Origin of the sequence: Paenibacillus sp. PL91, assembly GCF_012935325.2 — a bacterium.
In the GTDB taxonomy this organism is placed as follows: Bacteria; Bacillota; Bacilli; order Paenibacillales; family Paenibacillaceae; genus Pristimantibacillus.
In genome coordinates this window covers 50,792-66,239 of the sequence record NZ_JABBYG020000017.1, presented here as the reverse complement: position 1 = coordinate 66,239, position 15,448 = coordinate 50,792, and the positions used below count along the sequence as shown (strand labels likewise).

Below are 15,448 nucleotides of genomic sequence, written 5' to 3'. Positions count from 1 at the left end.
TTGATGCACCGAAATTTCGAATTACGCCCTGTCTGGTTAATGTCGCTTAGATAAGATAAGCACTTAAATTCTTTTTAAGCCGATCTTTTACAGAATACGTACCGTCGACGGAAAATTCCTTGCCGGTGATCATTTCGAAGAGGCATATATAGCGGTGCGACAGTTCGATGACAAGGTCATCAGGTGCGGCAGGCAGAATCTTATCTTTATAAGGGTCGCAATGCTCCCTGAACCAAAGTCGCAGGAATTCTTTGTCGATATTCTCCGGTTCCTTGCCCTCGGCTAACCTCGATTCGAATGTCTCTTTAATCCAATAGCGGGAAGAATCGGGTGTATGTATCTCGTCGATGAGAAGAATCTCTCCTTTGTCATCAATACCGAATTCATATTTGGTATCTACAAGGATTAATCCGTTCCTAGCTGCGATCTCTGTGCCCCTGGCAAAGAGCGAGAACGCGATTTTTTGCAAATACCCCCAGGTCTCTTTGTCAATTAGGCCTTGATCAACGATTTGGGCAGCCGAAATCGATTCGTCATGTGCTGCTGATTTCGTTGTCGGAGTCAGGATCGGTTTCTCGAACTTCTGGTTTTTCTTCATTCCATCGGGTAGGATGTTGCCACATATGTCTCGGATACCTTGTGAGTATTGGACCCAAGCCGAGGTATCAGTCGAGCCCGTAAGATAGGCTCGCATTACGAATTCGACCGGAATTACCTTGCATTTTTTTCCTATAGTAACATTCGGGTCCGGGATTTTTATAACGTGGTTACTTACTATATCCGAGGTATTTTCAAACCAAAAAGCGCTAATCTGGTTTAATACTTGGCCTTTAAACGGAATGTTGGCAAGAATCCTGTCAAATGCGCTTTGGCGGTCTGTGGTGATAAGGATTAGAGAATCACCCAGATCATATGTGTCGCGAACTTTACCTCTTCTGAACCCGGGTACATTCAGAAATGAGGTGTCATCGAGACAGTTCATTAGGTTTTTTTGAATAGTTTCTTTGAATATCATGGAAGCCTCCTTGATTAATAATGATTTTGAGTTTTCAAGTGCTTTTTAAGTAACAACTTCTGGTTATCGTAAAATAATCTTCTTTGTTTGAACAGAGATCACAGGGTACTCCTTCTTGGCTTTTAGAGTTCTTAACCAAGACAAAGTTTCGTAAAAGCCAACAAAATCTAATGTCGTCATCTAGTCGAACAGAATATAAGCCACTTCATGCATATGCACCTGACTTTTCAATAATTGAAATAAAAAAAAGCATCTGATCTAAGATCAAATACTTTGCCCAGGCGTACGGCTTATGAAATATGTGCTCCCCCGTAGTTGTCCTACGTTACGCCAGTCACACATATTTTAATACAATTTAATAATATCAGACAATTCCATTATTTCCAATACTGTTTTTGTTTATATTTTACATCGTGCTTATTGGTACTAACCTGCCAGTTTGCGTAACGATTAATCCTCAACTAATGTTTATCTCTCATGCCGGAAAATAAAGAACCTACATATTAGTTATGCGTAATATGTAAATCCCCATATTTTAATACATTTTTCTCGACCAAGGTCTTGATAATTTTCAGTCTAGAGCTTTATTTACTTCTGACACGATTATCATGTAACTCTCGTTACCCGTCCCTCGGTTTTAAGAATTTATCTCACATATACTCACTCATTCGCAGGATTTCGTCACCTTGGATCAAGTCCATCTCAGGAAGCAACGCAGTTGCTGCCGGTTGAGGTGGTGGGCTGAGCATGCGGAAATAGAGGAACATGCAGGAAATATTCCCCAGTCTATCTCTACTGCACGCATACTCCACATGATCCCTGGAGGTTCACCCTCCCACAACTCAACGGGTCAATGCCCTTACATTCCTTCGTTATACCTGTCCAAGGTGTGGAGACCGATAGCGTTTAGCGGATGGGTCTGAGCCCTTTTGGGCAATTGATGAGAACTCATAAACGTGCACCAGAAAGGAAATAACTTCTAGAACAATGCTAACGATTATTTTTAAGTTTTACACAGTAAAGCTTTATTGTTTTAAAGTATTACTGCACAAAGTCAGTATTTTGTACATATGTACAAGTATTCCGATAAGTGTAGTAGTTTTGTGCTTCCTGTCTGAAGTCAAGAAATTGATCCCATAAATGATCCTCTAAGTTAAATGGACTATTGAAACACGTTTCAATTAAATCAAAATGCTCTTGCAGAAGCTTCACAATTTCTTCGGAGATTACAAAAGAATATTCATTACTTTCTGGGATATAGTTTATTTCCCTTAACAATGTGAATTCCATGTATTCCACTATATAACCATTGCTTCTGGTTTTATGTAAGTAAAATATCTTTGTTTTCATTGTTTTAAATTGCGGATCTCTGAAGTCTTTGATGCCGATATCATCTAATTCTTTAGCTGCAATATATGAACGCACAGGCTGATAATATAGCTCAAGAGCGAACCAACGCTTATTAATAAGCGATTTTATTTTTCGCAGTAAAAATAATTGAATCTGGTCAATGCTTAGTATCAATCCAACATAATTCTTATGTTTAATGGACACTTTACTGCCTCCTTAGCCGCTGTCGGATGTTAGAGTTGATGTGGTGTAGTCCAGCAAATATGTATGGTAACCACCGCTTCCCACCACAACCTCTAAATCGATTATTTGTGGGAGTTCTTTAGACAAACTGTTAGTCGTTGGCGAGGATCATCAAAAAAAAATAGGTGTAATTAATGCGAAGCATAAACCAGATAGGGTATTAGCTGCGTCTTTAGATATTTTTCGTAGCAATTTAAATGTGTCAGACAATGAAATCACAGAAAAGTTAACATTGTTGCCAATTAATTGGGTTGATGATGCAAACAAAATTAGTGATAAGGAATTATTAAATATAATCAAAGCAACCATTAGATAATCTACATGATATGCCGATTCAGGCATCCTTTACTGATGTAGTGACTTAACTCATTCGAAAAACAGACACCGATTAGGTTTATTAATTAACTTGGACTACGATCAAAACGTAGGAAAACGAGCTGCATTTTTTTTTGCTTATTTTGCTTATTCGCTAAGTATGGGATCAAGTTCTTGTCATCCGACAACAGGCAGGAAGAAGCAAAAGACGCCTCGTGGCGTCTTTTAATGTTGGCGAACAAAATACTCCTTTTGTGCAGTAGTGCGTTAAAATTAAAACTGTAAAGCATTACATTGTTAAAGTATAAATAAAGCTGCCCCAATTGTTTGCGGGCAGCCGGTCGATCCTTTATCCAATTAGTTTAGACAATTCCATATGTGCTTTCGTGAATGCTTGCAATGCCGCTTTAATTCTTTCGTTGTCTATGACGCTGCTGCTTGTTATTCCTGCTTCAAAAGCATCTAGGGCAGCTTCAGCAGTGGTCGCATAATTTTTCACCTGTGGTATTTCTGATTTATTTAATATTGCAAAGTACGAATAGATATTCTTTTTTGCATCAGCAACCGCTTGTTTTGTTTCAGTTGCATTTGAGTTGTTGCTGTGATAGCTATTCATTGCGTCTTCGAGGCCATAAATTAATCCAAACACTCTGTTTGCAGCGTCGATATCTTCCGGATTCGGCAGCCACTCGCCTTGACCTATGTCGCTTGCATCTTCATCCGAAGGTGCTTCGATAGGATCAGGCATCGCATTTTTATTTTCTGTGCTCAGTTCAATTGTATTCGTGCTCTTTATGTAGTTTATATCAATCCCAAGCAGATTCGACATGTCTCTGATAGGGAGATAAGAAACATTGTTTATAATTTTTGGCTGAATACTTGTACTCTTTCCGTTCACTGTGATCTTCATCTTTGTTGCCGCATACGCGCCGGCCGTGGCTGACACTGCCACCAGAAGCACCGCGGCAAGCAAAATAAGCAATTTCTTTTTCATAGAAGTTCCCCCAATTGGTAGTTTTATAGTAAATCCATTCTACTATACAAATGGTTAAAAAGCCTATATAGGGGTCTAAATTTCAAAAAAAATTTTTTTGCCGGTTTCACTTTTTAAGTGCGAACATACGTTTGCACTTTCCTGCTTTATTCCCAATCCTCAATTTGCGAACCAAAAGTGGTTGCATAAAGCATTTCTTCGCATGTTTTAACTTACATTAACTGTGGCGGAGGCGACAAGTTGAACTAATCATAATCTAATTGCCGGGGCATTAAAGGAGAGATTCTGACTTCGGAGAGGTAAAATTTTGACCTCGGGGAATGATTCATTATTGTTGCATTTCGGATACATCCACAAAATAGTTATTACAATAATCTAAAAATAAATTTTAGGTATTTTTTCTCGCACTCGAGGAAAGCTTTTACAATACAACAATTTAAGAAAAGGCACTAGCGTTGCATAAACTTCCGATCCGTTATAATTGGGTCACCACAAAAACGGGTCAAACACGATCTTCGCATGATACAAACCGAAGATTCGGAAGAGAATCTACTCGTTCTAATCACCAATCGATTCGACCTGACCAGTGAGGAAATCAGTGGGACGATGCAATGATTAGATTTAATACCAAGAAAGAATCTGCTGTAAAGCAAATAGCCACAACACTAAAGGCTCATTTCCCCTTATGGGATATACTTTATTTAAATGGTGACTCTATGCTGAATAAGGGCTTTATGGAGCGCAGAGAGGCCCTATCGGCAATAATACAGTCTTCAGAGACCCTTTCAGTAACCCCTATATATGAAGATGGCCAAGCACTCTTCTTGAAAGCGAAAGAGCTTGGACTAGAGGGGATCTGTCAATACAATCCGGAAGCACCCATGCTCTTAGATACACGCTCTAAAGATGTGGTAAAGGTAAAGGCTTATCAGTACATTAATTGCCAAATAGCGTCTGTAAGGCTTAAAGGCGGATTTGGCTGGGGGTTGTCGGTCAATAATAATTATGTAGGTGTGATGGAGTTTCCACCTCATTCGGATGTGATTCGTGCATTTAGTCAGATATCCAAGCAGCTCGTTCGGGGAGAAAATAAGGATTGGCGCTTTCTTGAACCAGTAATAACTTGCAAAATAAAATTCTAATGCTTCACTAAAGATGGAAAATTACGTACTCCGAAATTCGAGGAATTCTGTTTGTAAAGTTTGTCTTATAGAATTCATCTGTTAGAGGGCGTAACTGGGTTCTTTGTGTTCGATAATCGGATCGTTCAATCTGGTTAAAGGTTGTGATAAGGGCTGTTGTTGTCGAGGACAAGCACTTATATCCATTGCCGGCATATTTGAGGATGATTTGTTTTTGTACTTTGATTCGATGTCAATTTTAGCATTGAGGATTATTACGGAGCGGGAATTTGAACCCCGATATTTCTAGAGTTTATTTTATAGAATTTATTAATCCTATTAGCGGGCGTATTGTGGTTCTTAGTTACACTTTTCTAGGTTCAATCAGACCCCGCTAATGGGAGACAAATCCTTTTTATTGGCGTCGGCGCACAGTAGAAGCTTCGGGTAGAATCGCTTTAACGATCCTCTTTGTACTATCCGCATAAGCCTCATCAATGAAAGTCTTCATAACTCTGGAAGCAATTATTTCTGGTGTAAACTCATACTCCCCTTTGACATGATCATTTAGGTCATCCGCTATCATTTGAAGCTTATTATAATCGTTTCTTTTTAAGCCAATTAACAATGTGCGGTACTGAAGATAAGGATCAATAAACTTACGTATTATACCCACCGGCATGTCCCTCCTTTCTTATTTAAAAATGCTCCAAACATTAGGATTAGGATTGATGTTTCCCGGTGGTAACGTTTTTCTATATTCTGAAAAGTCGACTCCTGGAGCCACCGTTTGTACAATTCTTGGCTCGGTTAGAGCATACTCGAGCAATGCCTTAACCCCATGAGCAAAGAAAGAAATACCTAACGCTATTTGAAATTCAGTCAAACGTTCTGCTATGGTTTTAGAAAACTTCAGTTTAAATCGACCGTGCCGATCAGTATTCATATCTAAATAATCATAAATGTTTGCGGGGTTAAATAATGGATACATAATATGATGATCATGAATACGATAAGACCTTCGGAAATAGGCTCTAAAAAATTCTATGCATTTTTCATCATCTAGCGCAGCAACGACGAGTTTAGCACCGACCTCACCCTCAGGAATTTCTAACCGCCGTGCTAATCGATGAATCCAAACCCGGTAATTATCACTAATGTTCGGCGCTACCGCAACCTTCTTGTCCGATCTTGTCTTACGTTTTTGCTCTGCTCCTCCTCTATTCATCTTCATGCTTTCAACACTCCCTCAAATAATAACTTAGGAACGGAGTTCCTCTGTGCCAGCTATCTTAGATTATTTTTATGTGGAGGGAGGCGAATAATATGCTGAAAGTTTGTCCATACTAAGCACATATTCTTTACTTAGAAAGGGTGCTTATGGTTGGCCATAACAAAGCCATATTCTAAATGGTCACTGTTAGATAAAAAGAATTTCGGTAAAGATGTGCTTTCATATGCGAAAGAAGCCGGATTACCTTTGAAAAAAAGAAAAAAGACAAAATCAAAATAAGAGTTGTCCGCGTTTATGGACAACTCTTATTTTTTACAGTTGAAAACTCTTCTATACGATCGAGGGAATGCCAGATCGAGCTACGGCAAACGTTTCGAATTCATCTAATTTCAGATTGATATTTTGAATATAACACTTCGAACTCTTTCCTCTTTCTACGTGTTAAATGGAACTCAATATTATTAGTAGTCATCATTTGAATAACATATGTTCCGAAAAAATTATCACTTGCATAAACAGATTTAATAAACTTCAGATTAACTAAGCTTGATTGATTTGGTGCGAATATGTACTCAGAACATTGACTTTGAATATCAGTTATGGAATTAGTCGTTTCAATGCCCCCTTCTTTACCACCATCGACATTGACAATCGTCCTATGTCCTCCCTTAATTTTTGTAACGTATAATAAATTATTTTCGGTAATAAAGGTTGTTCGATAGTTACTTTTTAATTGAATAACATTGCTTGTTGGAGCATTTGTATAGACCATGTCTTTTTCAATCATCATCCGTGCTTTTTCAACCGCAGCTGAAATTCGTTCAAGCGAAATAGGTTTTGGTACAAAATCAACACAGTTCATTGCCATTCCTTCTAATACCTGATTCAAGTCTTGCGTACCAGAGACTATAATCAAATACGGTGAAAAGCCGTTTTCCAAAACTTTCTTGTAAGCTGCAATTCCATCTATACCATGTAAACCTATATCCAAGAACAATAAATCGGGTTCATATTGTATGCAATCCTCAACAAGCCAATCACCTGATCCAATCGAACTTACTATTTTCAAGTCAAGGTGCCTAGCATAATATTCTAATAACGCTCTAGAATCCTCCTGATCCTCAGCTATAATTACGGATAAATTTCTTTTCAAAACGGCACCCCATCGATCGACATTCTTTATCTTTTTTCGACAAAATATTTACCAAATATGACGAACTTTGGACCATAAATGAATATGGTCCCTTATTCCTAGAATAGGCTTTATAATAGGTCTATAGGCACAAGTCCTTTAACAGCTACCAGGAGGAATATTTCATGAAGAACCAATTTATCGTATTGATTGAAGCTGATTACGCATCTAATAATTACTGCGCTTACGTGCCCGCTTTACGTTTAAGTGCAGTTGGGGATACAGAAGAAGAAACCTTGGCTCTAGCAACAGAGCTCATTACTATGGAAATAATAAAAAACCCATCAAAATCTACATTTTCCTCTAAAGTGGTTTCCGTTGAAGTCGATATTGAACCTGCATTAGTGAAAAAAATGATAGTCTTCAAGCAGTAGTATAATTACTAATAAATCACGCTCCCCTGGTAGACAGGGAGCGTTTTTTTATGAAAAAAAGCTATCTCTAAATAGAGATAGCCCAGTTTCTCTTGTAACTAGGCTATCTTAGTTCACACGACGAGAACTTTAGACCCTTAGCTTTGCGTCCTTATTTTTCAACAAGTTTGCCTTTATTATTAAGTTTCTTGCATATTATAGCATAATGCTCACATTTGTGTACTAATATTAGTACACATTTGTATTTATAGTTGTTTCAGAAATGATACAAATAATACATTTGGGGTTTGATTAACAATCCTAACATTGTCTAAATACCAGCCTATAGTCTTCTACATCATTGTCGAGCGCTTCATCTCATCCCAAAAACCCATAACATCCTCAATGTACTCTATATCCAATAATGCATTGTAAATATTGATCGTCATTGTAAGCTTTACTTCCCCATTAGAAATCACTTCTGTTTGTTTTGAATCTAGTAATTGCAGTTGGTCGTGGACCCGTTTGCAAATTTCTATTACAATAGACCTCCGGTCCCGCAAACTCGCTTCTGGGAACACACCCATTGCAAGATTGTTCGCCTCCTGAATAATGATCCTGATCCCCCAGTGATCTCCTTCGAGCAGTATTGCTTCAGCATTTTGATTATTATCATTGCTCGTCAAAGCTAATAAAGCATATGCCTTCACCCCAGAATGTCCCAACCATGAGAATATAGTGTAGTTTGGTCGTGTTTCTGTTTCAAACTCATTGCAACTGACCTCAACTGCAGAATCAATTAGCAAAGGGTACTTGCCAGTTCTGGCTTTTATATTCATCCATACCACTTCAGCAGCTCCTGAAAATCTCTCTACATATATCATCATTATGTTTCCCTTCTGCCCGGAAACAAAAAAGCACCGCCCAAAAAAGGGATTTCTCCCTGTTTTTGGGCGGTGCTTCCGCCGGTCATTTTTATGATTATTTGTATAGTATACCAGATTCCGTGTAAGTTAACTAGAGGTCACTTCATCATTATCTCTCTTTGAGTTTCGCGCTTCCTGGAGTAAACGTTCGAATTCCTTCCATGTTTTGTTTGGTTCAAATCAACGGCCATGGGAGTATAGCCAGCTTCAGGAAACCCACCTGAAGTTTCCGCTTCCTCAAAGATACGCTCTGGATTCCGAGATCGATCTGCTCGTGTTCGATAGCTTTAACAACAGAAAGAGATCTTGATTGGCAGCCTTAGTCTTGATTCTACTCCTTCTCCTTCGATCCAGAACGGGACTTCTTACGGTCATTGGCCAGTTGTTTGATGATTTGTTGACCGGTTGGCGTTTGCGCCAATCCGCCTCTTGCCGTCTCACGGTGAATATCCGGCATCGCACTCCCGACTTCAAGCATCACTTGGATGACCTCGTCCGGAGGAATGATGCTACTTACGCCTGCAAGCGCCATGTCGGCGGCCGCGAGCGCATTCACTGCCCCAAATCCATTGCGGACGATACAAGGAATTTCCACCAAACCCCCTACCGGATCGCAGATCAGACCAAGCGTGTTTTTCATCGCAAGTCCGACCGCATGAACCGCCTGTGCCGGAGTCCCGCCTTTCAGCTCCACCAGGGCACCCGCCGCCATACCGATTGCGGAGCCGATTTCAGCTTGGCAGCCTCCTTCCGCTCCGGAAATGAAAGAATTGTTCGCGATGATATAACCGATAGCTCCGGCACAGAACAGTCCGTTTACCATACGATCATCCGTCCAGCCGAATCGCTCCTGGCTGCTGACGAATACTCCGGGAATGACACCGCAAGATCCGGCGGTCGGCGTGGCCACAATGCGGCCCATGGAGGCGTTCACTTCTGATACCGCGAGCGCATAGGCCATCGCGAGTCCTGCTAATGGCTCTAGCGATGCGTCTTGCTGACGGGTATATTCATGAACTCGTTTCGCGTCTCCGCCAGTCAGACCACTGCGCGAGGTCTTCTCCGAAGAAATCCCTTTCGTTACGGCTTCCTTCATAATGCCGTAATACTGTTTCATTTTGTCCCATTCCTGCTCCGCCGTCCGTCCGGATTCCTGTGCCTGATCCTCCAGCATAATGCGGTAGATCGGCTTTCCTTCTTCCGCGCAGAGCAGCGCCAATTCTTTTAAATTGCTAAATCTCATTTCGGAACACCGCCGTTCAAATCGATGTCACTAAAGCCGGTGACATTCACCAGTCGTTTGACCTTCTTCAGCAGGTCATCCTGTATTGTGCCATCCATCTCAATGACGGTTGCCGCTTGCCCGAGCCTGGCTTTACGGTCGACATCCATATAACCGATATTGATCCCTGCATCGCTCAGTAATCGTGTGACATCCGCCAGCACGCCAGGTCGATCTTCGTGGTAAACGATCAGGGTCGGATAATTGGCGGTAAATTTGAGATCGAACCCGTTTACTTCCACCACTTCAATATTTCCACCTCCGATAGAGCACCCCATCATATGGAAGCGCATGCGTCCCGAATGGAGAGTCACTGTTAATGTATTCGGATGAACGGCAGGACCGCTAATGGTCTGGAATGTCACCTTCATTCCCAGCGCATCGGCCAGATTCAGCGATTCCGGAATCCGTTCGTCATCCGTATCGAACCGGAGCAACCCCGCGGTCACGGCCATATCCGTTCCGTGTCCGCGATAGGTTGCCGCCAAAGATCCGTAGAACACGACATCGGCTTGCTTCGGCTGAATGCCGAACAGCTCGCGCGCAACTCTGCCAAATCGGACGGCGCCCGCGGTATGCGAACTGGACGGTCCGATCATCCCCGGCCCAATAATGCTAAAGACGTCTTTGAAGCGCATATCGCATTCACTACCTTCTATAACAATCAAGATGAGAGAATTTTCTTCTCAGCTTTAGCATCAATCGAAGCGCCTTGGCTCAACTTATTACTGTAAGATGCTTAGGGAATGTCGTCAACAATTCAGCGCCGGTTGATGTGACTAGAACATCATCTTCAATTCGGACGCCGCCGATGCCCGGCAAATAAATGCCAGGCTCAATCGTAATGACCATACCTTCGCGCAGCAGGTCGCGGTTGTCACCGTGAACTGAAGGATACTCGTGCACCTCGATGCCAAGGCCATGACCTACCCGATGTGTAAAATACTCGCCGTAGCCCCGACTTGCGATGCATTGCCGCGCAGCGTGATCTACTTCGCCCAAAACGGCGCCCGGACAAACAGCGGAGATACCTTGAAGATTCGCCTCAAGCACCGTTTCGTATATTTCTATTAGCTTATCGTCGACATCCCCAACAGCAAACGTCCGTGTTATGTCGGAGAGGTATCCGTCGGCGGCAACCCCCATATCGAACAACAGCATGTCGCCGCGTTTGATTGGACGATTTCCGGTAGCTCCATGCGGCAGCGCCGATTTTTCGCCGGACAGCACCGTCGTCGAAAACGCCGGGCTGACCCCTGCCTTTTTCATTGCATATTCCAATTCAGCAGCGATATCCATTTCCGTGACGCCAGCCTTAACATGCTTTAATCCATCGCGAAGTACCTGCTCAACAAGGCGCGCGGCATTTTTAAGCCGGGCGATTTCGTCGGCGGATTTAATCGCACGCATATTGGTTAACGGCGCTTCTACGTCGACAAATTGTTCGGCTTCAAGCGTCTCTGATAACGTTTCGTACCGCTGCAACGTCAAATGATTTTTTTCGATGCCCAATCTGGATACCGTTCTTTGCAAACATCGTTTCAGTACCTCATATGGATTTTCCGTGTCAGTATGCGTATATACTTGCGAAACTGTCGATTCCGCCTTTGCCGCTTCTATATCTAATGCCGGCACGAGCAAAAACGGCTCCTCCCCTTTCGGTAATATTAGACCGAGAAACCGCTCGTGCGGTTCAGAGGAAAAACCACTTAAATAATAAATATGCTTAGGCTGCGTGATAAGTACGGCATCTAAATTCAACTGCACCATAAAGGCGTAAAGCTTTTTCAATCGTTCGTTAATCAGCTTTAATCAATCCTTTCTACATTAAAAGTGTTGATCTTCAATGTGGTGAACTCGAGCAGTTGTTTTTTCATTTGTTCTTCTCCTCGTGTTTTCTGGCAAATCAAATTTTACTGTCGATTCAGGAATGCAATGAGGAAGCCGTCTGAAACGGCTTCCCTGAGTAAAAAATTTTGACCAAACCGGAGCGGTTGCACTGCCGGATTAATGCTCCCTGATCCAAACCTGCATTTCGCCCGCGCCGCGGTTTGCCCAAGCGAAATACGGTATGGCTTTAATCGTGAAGGAACGCTCACTTCGTTTCTTGGCCGCATACAACGTCGCGTCCCAACCGGACAACTCACCGCGTAACGCTTCGCCGGTAATGACTGTAACGCCGCCCAAAAAGCCCGGTTCGAATTGAGCGTCGAGCGAGGCATGTTCCGGCAACGAAATATCCGGCAAAATCGTGCCATTATCGGCTTGCTCCAGACAATATACGACCGGACCGCGCTGCAGCGCCACCTTGCCCGCATTCACACGCACGTTCGGGTTTGCATAAATGCGCTCAATCGGCATCGGCAGGACGATCCGCACGACATCCCCGGCCTTCCATTCACGTTTGATTGCGGCGTAGCCTTTATGCAGTACGGCTTCTACTAAAACCGCTTGTCCGTTCACATGGACTGATGCGCTTTCGCACCAGCCCGGAATGCGGACGGCTACCGTAAATTCACCTGGCTGATCCGGGTTAACGGAAAGCTCGATCGTTTCATCCCAAGGGAAATTCGTTTGTTGCGATAACAGGACGGAACGCCCGGCTACTACAAGCTTCGTTTCACTGCCGATGAATTGATGAACATATACCGTTTGCTCGCTTTGAGAATAAATGTACTGTCCGAGCGAGGCAATAAGCCGGGCGATATTCGGTGGGCAACAAGCGCAGCCGAACCATTTTTTCCGGACAGGCTCCACGTGCATTTTATCTGGCCGCTTGCACGCATCCGGCCATACTTCCAGCGGATTGACGTAAAAGAAGCTTTTGCCATCCAATGACATGCCGCTGATCGTGCCGTTATACAACGCGCGTTCGATGACATCGGCATATTTGCCGTCAGGATCAAGGTGCAGCATCCGATGCGCCCAAAATACAAGCCCGATCGCTGCGCACGTTTCCGTATACGCCGTATCGTTCGGCAAATCGTAATCGAAAGAAAACGCTTCGCCGTCGTGGTTCGATCCGATGCCCCCCGTAATGTACATTTGTCTTTGCGTGACGTTGTCCCAAAGTCGCTTGCAGGCGTCGATTAACGATTGATCCTGCGTTGCCGCCGCCACGTCCACCATACCGGCATACATGTAAACGGCGCGAACGGCGTGGCCTGTCGCATGCAACTGCTCGCGCACGGGCAAATGCGATTGATTGTATTCATAGTTATTTTTGTATAAGTTGTAATAGCCTTCTTTGAGCAGCGATTCCCGACCGAATCGTTCCGCCCGTTTTTCCGCTTCCAGCTTGAAATAATGCGGCTCCTGGCCGCGCTCGTTAATAAAAAAGTGGCTCAGCTTCAAGTAACGCTCGACGCCTGTCGCTTCATACAGTCGCATCAAAGCAAGCTCGATTTCCTGATGGCCTGGATAACCGAGAAGCTTGCCTTCCCCTTCGCCGTATATGGAATCGATATGATCAGCGAGCTTGCACGCGATGTCGAGCAGTTTGATTTTGCCCGTCGTTTCGTAATAGGCGACTGCCGCTTCGATCAAATGGCCGGCGCAATACGTTTCGTGATTGTCACGTTCGTTGAGCCAACGTTGATCCGGATATTTGATCGTAAAATGCGTATTCAGGTAGCCATCAGACTGTTGTGCTCTGCCCAACAAGTCGATCGTTAAGTCGGCCAGCTTCTCCAGCTCAGAATTGGGAAACGACGCCAAGCTGTATGCGACGGCTTCCAGCCATTTGGCTACATCGCTGTCCTGAAAAATATACCCGTAAAAGTCTCCCTCTGCTTCGCCAGCAGCGATGCGGAAATTTTGGATCGCATGGCTCGGGGCAGCTTCTTCGATACGGTCATTCAACGCATCCCATTGATAAGGGATTACCTCATCCCGCACCAAATGCATATATTTAGTCCAGAAAGGATCATCAATTTGTACTGCCTTGTACGATAAGTTCTTCAGCTTTTCCATTTTGTTCAAATCCTTTCCCTTGTAAAAGTTCCACGTTGCGGATATCCCGACGTCGCGCTACCTTTGACTCGTAAGCTGCTTCGATCACGGCTTCCCGCACCTTTTCGACGACGTGCTGATTAAATATGCTTGGGATAATAAAGTTCTCATTCAGCTCATGATCGTTGACGACCGAAGCGATCGCTTTCGCCGCCGCCAGCTTCATCGACTCGGTCACGCGCGACGCTCGGCAATCGAACACGCCCCGGAACAAGCCGGGAAAGCATAAAACGTTGTTAATCTGGTTCGGATAATCCGATCGGCCGGTCGCCATAACACGCACGATGCCTTCCACTTCTTCCGGAAGAATTTCCGGATTCGGGTTGGCCATTGCAAATACGATCGGATCAGGAGCCATATTCTTTACATCGTCTACTTTCAATAGGCCCGGACCGGATACGCCGATAAAAATGTCCGCGCCATGAATGACATCGGATAACGTTCCCGTCTCCATATTCGGATTCGTATGTTCTGCATACCATGTCCACGCTTCGTTATCGTACGATTGCCCCCGCACCAACGCGCCGCAGCGGTCGACGCCAATTATGTCGGTTACGCCCGCGGATAGCAAAATTTTCGTGCAGGCATTTCCCGCTGCCCCGACGCCGCACAACACCACCTTGCAATGTTCGAGCCGCTTGCCTACAAGCTTAACCGCATTGTATAAACCAGCCAGCAGAACAACGGCCGTTCCGTGTTGATCGTCATGAAACACTGGAATATCGAGTTCCTCAATCAACCTGCGTTCGATTTCAAAGCAGCGCGGCGAGGATATATCCTCCAGATTGATACCGCCGAAAGCGGGTGCGATCCGTTTGATTGTTTCAATAATTTCTTCTGTATCCTGCGTGTCGAGGCATATCGGAAACGCATCGACATCGGCCAGCTGTTTGAACAGCATTGCTTTGCCTTCCATGACCGGCATTGCCGCAAGCGGCCCAATATTACCTAGTCCAAGAACAGCAGTGCCGTCGGAGACAACGGCAACCGTATTTCTTTTGATCGTCAACGAATACGCGCGAGATGGGTCGTCATGAATCGCCATGCTGACCCTTGCGACGCCCGGCGTATAAACGCGCGATAGGTCATCGCGGTTTTTGATCCGCAATTTGGGGGTTACTTCGATTTTTCCGCCAAGGTGCAGCAGCATTGTTTGATCCGAAACGTTGATAACTTTGATGCCTTCCAGATCATCGAGACGTGCAACAATACGCGCGGAAAATGCCGGATCAATTGTCACCGTAATATCGTAAATTGTCTTTAGTTTGCCGGCGCGGCTTACATCTACGGCGACGATATCGCCGCCAGAGTCGCCAATCGCCGTAACGATTTGCCCGAACGTGATTTTTTGCTTATCCGTTTCCAGGCGCATAATGATGTTAGTGTTGCTGCCTGCTTGAACTGCCATTTCT

15 protein-coding genes and 2 riboswitches are annotated in these 15,448 nt (G+C 43.9%); of the genes, 3 read left to right on the top strand and 12 right to left on the bottom strand.

Annotated features, from left to right (window positions below; all coding sequences use genetic code 11):
* Nucleotides 1-46: 46 nt before the first annotated feature.
* The 3 genes from HI950_RS27735 to HI950_RS27725 form a co-directional block, all read right to left on the bottom strand.
* Nucleotides 47-1,015, bottom strand: a complete 969-nt coding sequence (locus tag HI950_RS27735; protein WP_169088580.1) for a phosphoribosylaminoimidazolesuccinocarboxamide synthase — start codon at nucleotides 1,013-1,015, stop codon at nucleotides 47-49.
* 268 nt (nucleotides 1,016-1,283) lie between these two features.
* Nucleotides 1,284-1,363, bottom strand: a riboswitch (ZMP/ZTP riboswitch).
* 693 nt (nucleotides 1,364-2,056) lie between these two features.
* On the bottom strand, nucleotides 2,057-2,569 hold the full coding sequence (locus HI950_RS27730) for a hypothetical protein (protein WP_169088582.1): 513 nt from the start codon (nucleotides 2,567-2,569) through the stop codon (nucleotides 2,057-2,059).
* A gap of 703 nt (nucleotides 2,570-3,272) precedes the next feature.
* Nucleotides 3,273-3,917, bottom strand: coding sequence for a stalk domain-containing protein (locus HI950_RS27725; RefSeq protein ID WP_169088583.1), 645 nt, complete (start codon nucleotides 3,915-3,917; stop codon nucleotides 3,273-3,275).
* A 611-nt stretch (nucleotides 3,918-4,528) separates the two neighbouring features.
* Here HI950_RS27725 and HI950_RS27720 point away from each other — a divergent pair.
* A complete protein-coding gene (locus tag HI950_RS27720; protein ID WP_169088585.1) occupies nucleotides 4,529-5,059 on the top strand; it encodes an ATP-dependent DNA ligase in 531 nt (176 codons plus the stop codon).
* A 394-nt stretch (nucleotides 5,060-5,453) separates the two neighbouring features.
* Here HI950_RS27720 and HI950_RS27715 read toward each other — a convergent pair whose 3' ends face one another.
* Together HI950_RS27715 and HI950_RS27710 are read right to left on the bottom strand one after the other, a co-directional pair.
* A complete protein-coding gene (locus tag HI950_RS27715) occupies nucleotides 5,454-5,714 on the bottom strand; it encodes a hypothetical protein (RefSeq protein WP_169088587.1) in 261 nt (86 codons plus the stop codon).
* A gap of 18 nt (nucleotides 5,715-5,732) precedes the next feature.
* The gene (locus tag HI950_RS27710; protein ID WP_169088589.1) at nucleotides 5,733-6,272 is read right to left on the bottom strand and encodes a hypothetical protein; all 540 of its coding nucleotides are present in this window, start codon (nucleotides 6,270-6,272) and stop codon (nucleotides 5,733-5,735) included.
* 150 nt (nucleotides 6,273-6,422) lie between these two features.
* Between HI950_RS27710 and HI950_RS36515 the strand changes: the two genes are divergently transcribed.
* Entirely contained in the window at nucleotides 6,423-6,551 is a 129-nt protein-coding gene (locus HI950_RS36515; protein ID WP_262985732.1) for a hypothetical protein, read from the top strand.
* 100 nt (nucleotides 6,552-6,651) lie between these two features.
* Here HI950_RS36515 and HI950_RS27705 read toward each other — a convergent pair whose 3' ends face one another.
* Nucleotides 6,652-7,425: a LytR/AlgR family response regulator transcription factor gene (locus HI950_RS27705; RefSeq protein ID WP_169088591.1), complete on the bottom strand. Its 774-nt coding sequence runs from the start codon at nucleotides 7,423-7,425 to the stop codon at nucleotides 6,652-6,654.
* A gap of 164 nt (nucleotides 7,426-7,589) precedes the next feature.
* On the opposite strand from HI950_RS27705, the gene HI950_RS27700 reads away from it, so the two are divergent.
* Nucleotides 7,590-7,838: a type II toxin-antitoxin system HicB family antitoxin gene (locus HI950_RS27700; protein WP_169088593.1), complete on the top strand. Its 249-nt coding sequence runs from the start codon at nucleotides 7,590-7,592 to the stop codon at nucleotides 7,836-7,838.
* A gap of 90 nt (nucleotides 7,839-7,928) precedes the next feature.
* Nucleotides 7,929-8,020: riboswitch (cyclic di-GMP riboswitch) on the bottom strand.
* Between the two features lie 150 nt (nucleotides 8,021-8,170).
* On the opposite strand, the gene HI950_RS27695 is transcribed toward HI950_RS27700, so the two are convergent.
* The 6 genes from HI950_RS27695 to HI950_RS27670 all read right to left on the bottom strand — a co-directional run bounded on the left by HI950_RS27695 (nucleotide 8,171) and on the right by HI950_RS27670 (nucleotide 15,444).
* Nucleotides 8,171-8,704, bottom strand: coding sequence for a hypothetical protein (locus tag HI950_RS27695; RefSeq protein ID WP_169088595.1), 534 nt, complete (start codon nucleotides 8,702-8,704; stop codon nucleotides 8,171-8,173).
* A 370-nt stretch (nucleotides 8,705-9,074) separates the two neighbouring features.
* Nucleotides 9,075-9,986, bottom strand: coding sequence for an L-serine ammonia-lyase, iron-sulfur-dependent, subunit alpha (gene sdaAA / locus HI950_RS27690; protein WP_169088597.1), 912 nt, complete (start codon nucleotides 9,984-9,986; stop codon nucleotides 9,075-9,077).
* Nucleotides 9,983-10,663: an L-serine ammonia-lyase, iron-sulfur-dependent subunit beta gene (gene sdaAB, locus HI950_RS27685; protein ID WP_169088599.1), complete on the bottom strand. Its 681-nt coding sequence runs from the start codon at nucleotides 10,661-10,663 to the stop codon at nucleotides 9,983-9,985. Before sdaAB ends, sdaAA begins: the two co-directional genes overlap by 4 nt.
* Nucleotides 10,664-10,742: 79 nt before the next feature.
* Nucleotides 10,743-11,831 carry a M24 family metallopeptidase gene (locus HI950_RS27680; protein WP_169088698.1) on the bottom strand — a complete coding sequence of 363 codons (1,089 nt, stop codon included), beginning with the start codon at nucleotides 11,829-11,831 and terminating at the stop codon, nucleotides 10,743-10,745.
* Between the two features lie 201 nt (nucleotides 11,832-12,032).
* Complete coding sequence (locus HI950_RS27675; protein WP_169088601.1) at nucleotides 12,033-13,997, bottom strand: glycoside hydrolase family 127 protein; 1,965 nt, start codon at nucleotides 13,995-13,997, stop codon at nucleotides 12,033-12,035.
* Nucleotides 13,954-15,444 carry an NAD-dependent malic enzyme gene (locus HI950_RS27670; RefSeq protein WP_169088603.1) on the bottom strand — a complete coding sequence of 497 codons (1,491 nt, stop codon included), beginning with the start codon at nucleotides 15,442-15,444 and terminating at the stop codon, nucleotides 13,954-13,956. Before HI950_RS27670 ends, HI950_RS27675 begins: the two co-directional genes overlap by 44 nt.
* Between the last annotated feature and the right edge of the window lie 4 nt (nucleotides 15,445-15,448).

Excerpts from the sequence above, each read along its gene's own strand:
- HI950_RS27720 (WP_169088585.1), top strand. The coding sequence starts at position 4,529 with ATGATTAGATTTAATACCAAGAAAGAATCTGCTGTAAAGCAAATAGCC.
- sdaAB (WP_169088599.1), bottom strand. The coding sequence starts at position 10,663 with ATGCGCTTCAAAGACGTCTTTAGCATTATTGGGCCGGGGATGATCGGA.
- HI950_RS27695 (WP_169088595.1), bottom strand. The coding sequence starts at position 8,704 with ATGATGATATATGTAGAGAGATTTTCAGGAGCTGCTGAAGTGGTATGG.
- HI950_RS27700 (WP_169088593.1), top strand. The coding sequence starts at position 7,590 with ATGAAGAACCAATTTATCGTATTGATTGAAGCTGATTACGCATCTAAT.
- sdaAA (WP_169088597.1), bottom strand. The coding sequence starts at position 9,986 with ATGAGATTTAGCAATTTAAAAGAATTGGCGCTGCTCTGCGCGGAAGAA.
- HI950_RS27725 (WP_169088583.1), bottom strand. The coding sequence starts at position 3,917 with ATGAAAAAGAAATTGCTTATTTTGCTTGCCGCGGTGCTTCTGGTGGCA.
- HI950_RS27675 (WP_169088601.1), bottom strand. The coding sequence starts at position 13,997 with ATGGAAAAGCTGAAGAACTTATCGTACAAGGCAGTACAAATTGATGAT.
- HI950_RS27735 (WP_169088580.1), bottom strand. The coding sequence starts at position 1,015 with ATGATATTCAAAGAAACTATTCAAAAAAACCTAATGAACTGTCTCGAT.
- HI950_RS27710 (WP_169088589.1), bottom strand. The coding sequence starts at position 6,272 with ATGAAGATGAATAGAGGAGGAGCAGAGCAAAAACGTAAGACAAGATCG.
- HI950_RS27670 (WP_169088603.1), bottom strand. The coding sequence starts at position 15,444 with ATGGCAGTTCAAGCAGGCAGCAACACTAACATCATTATGCGCCTGGAA.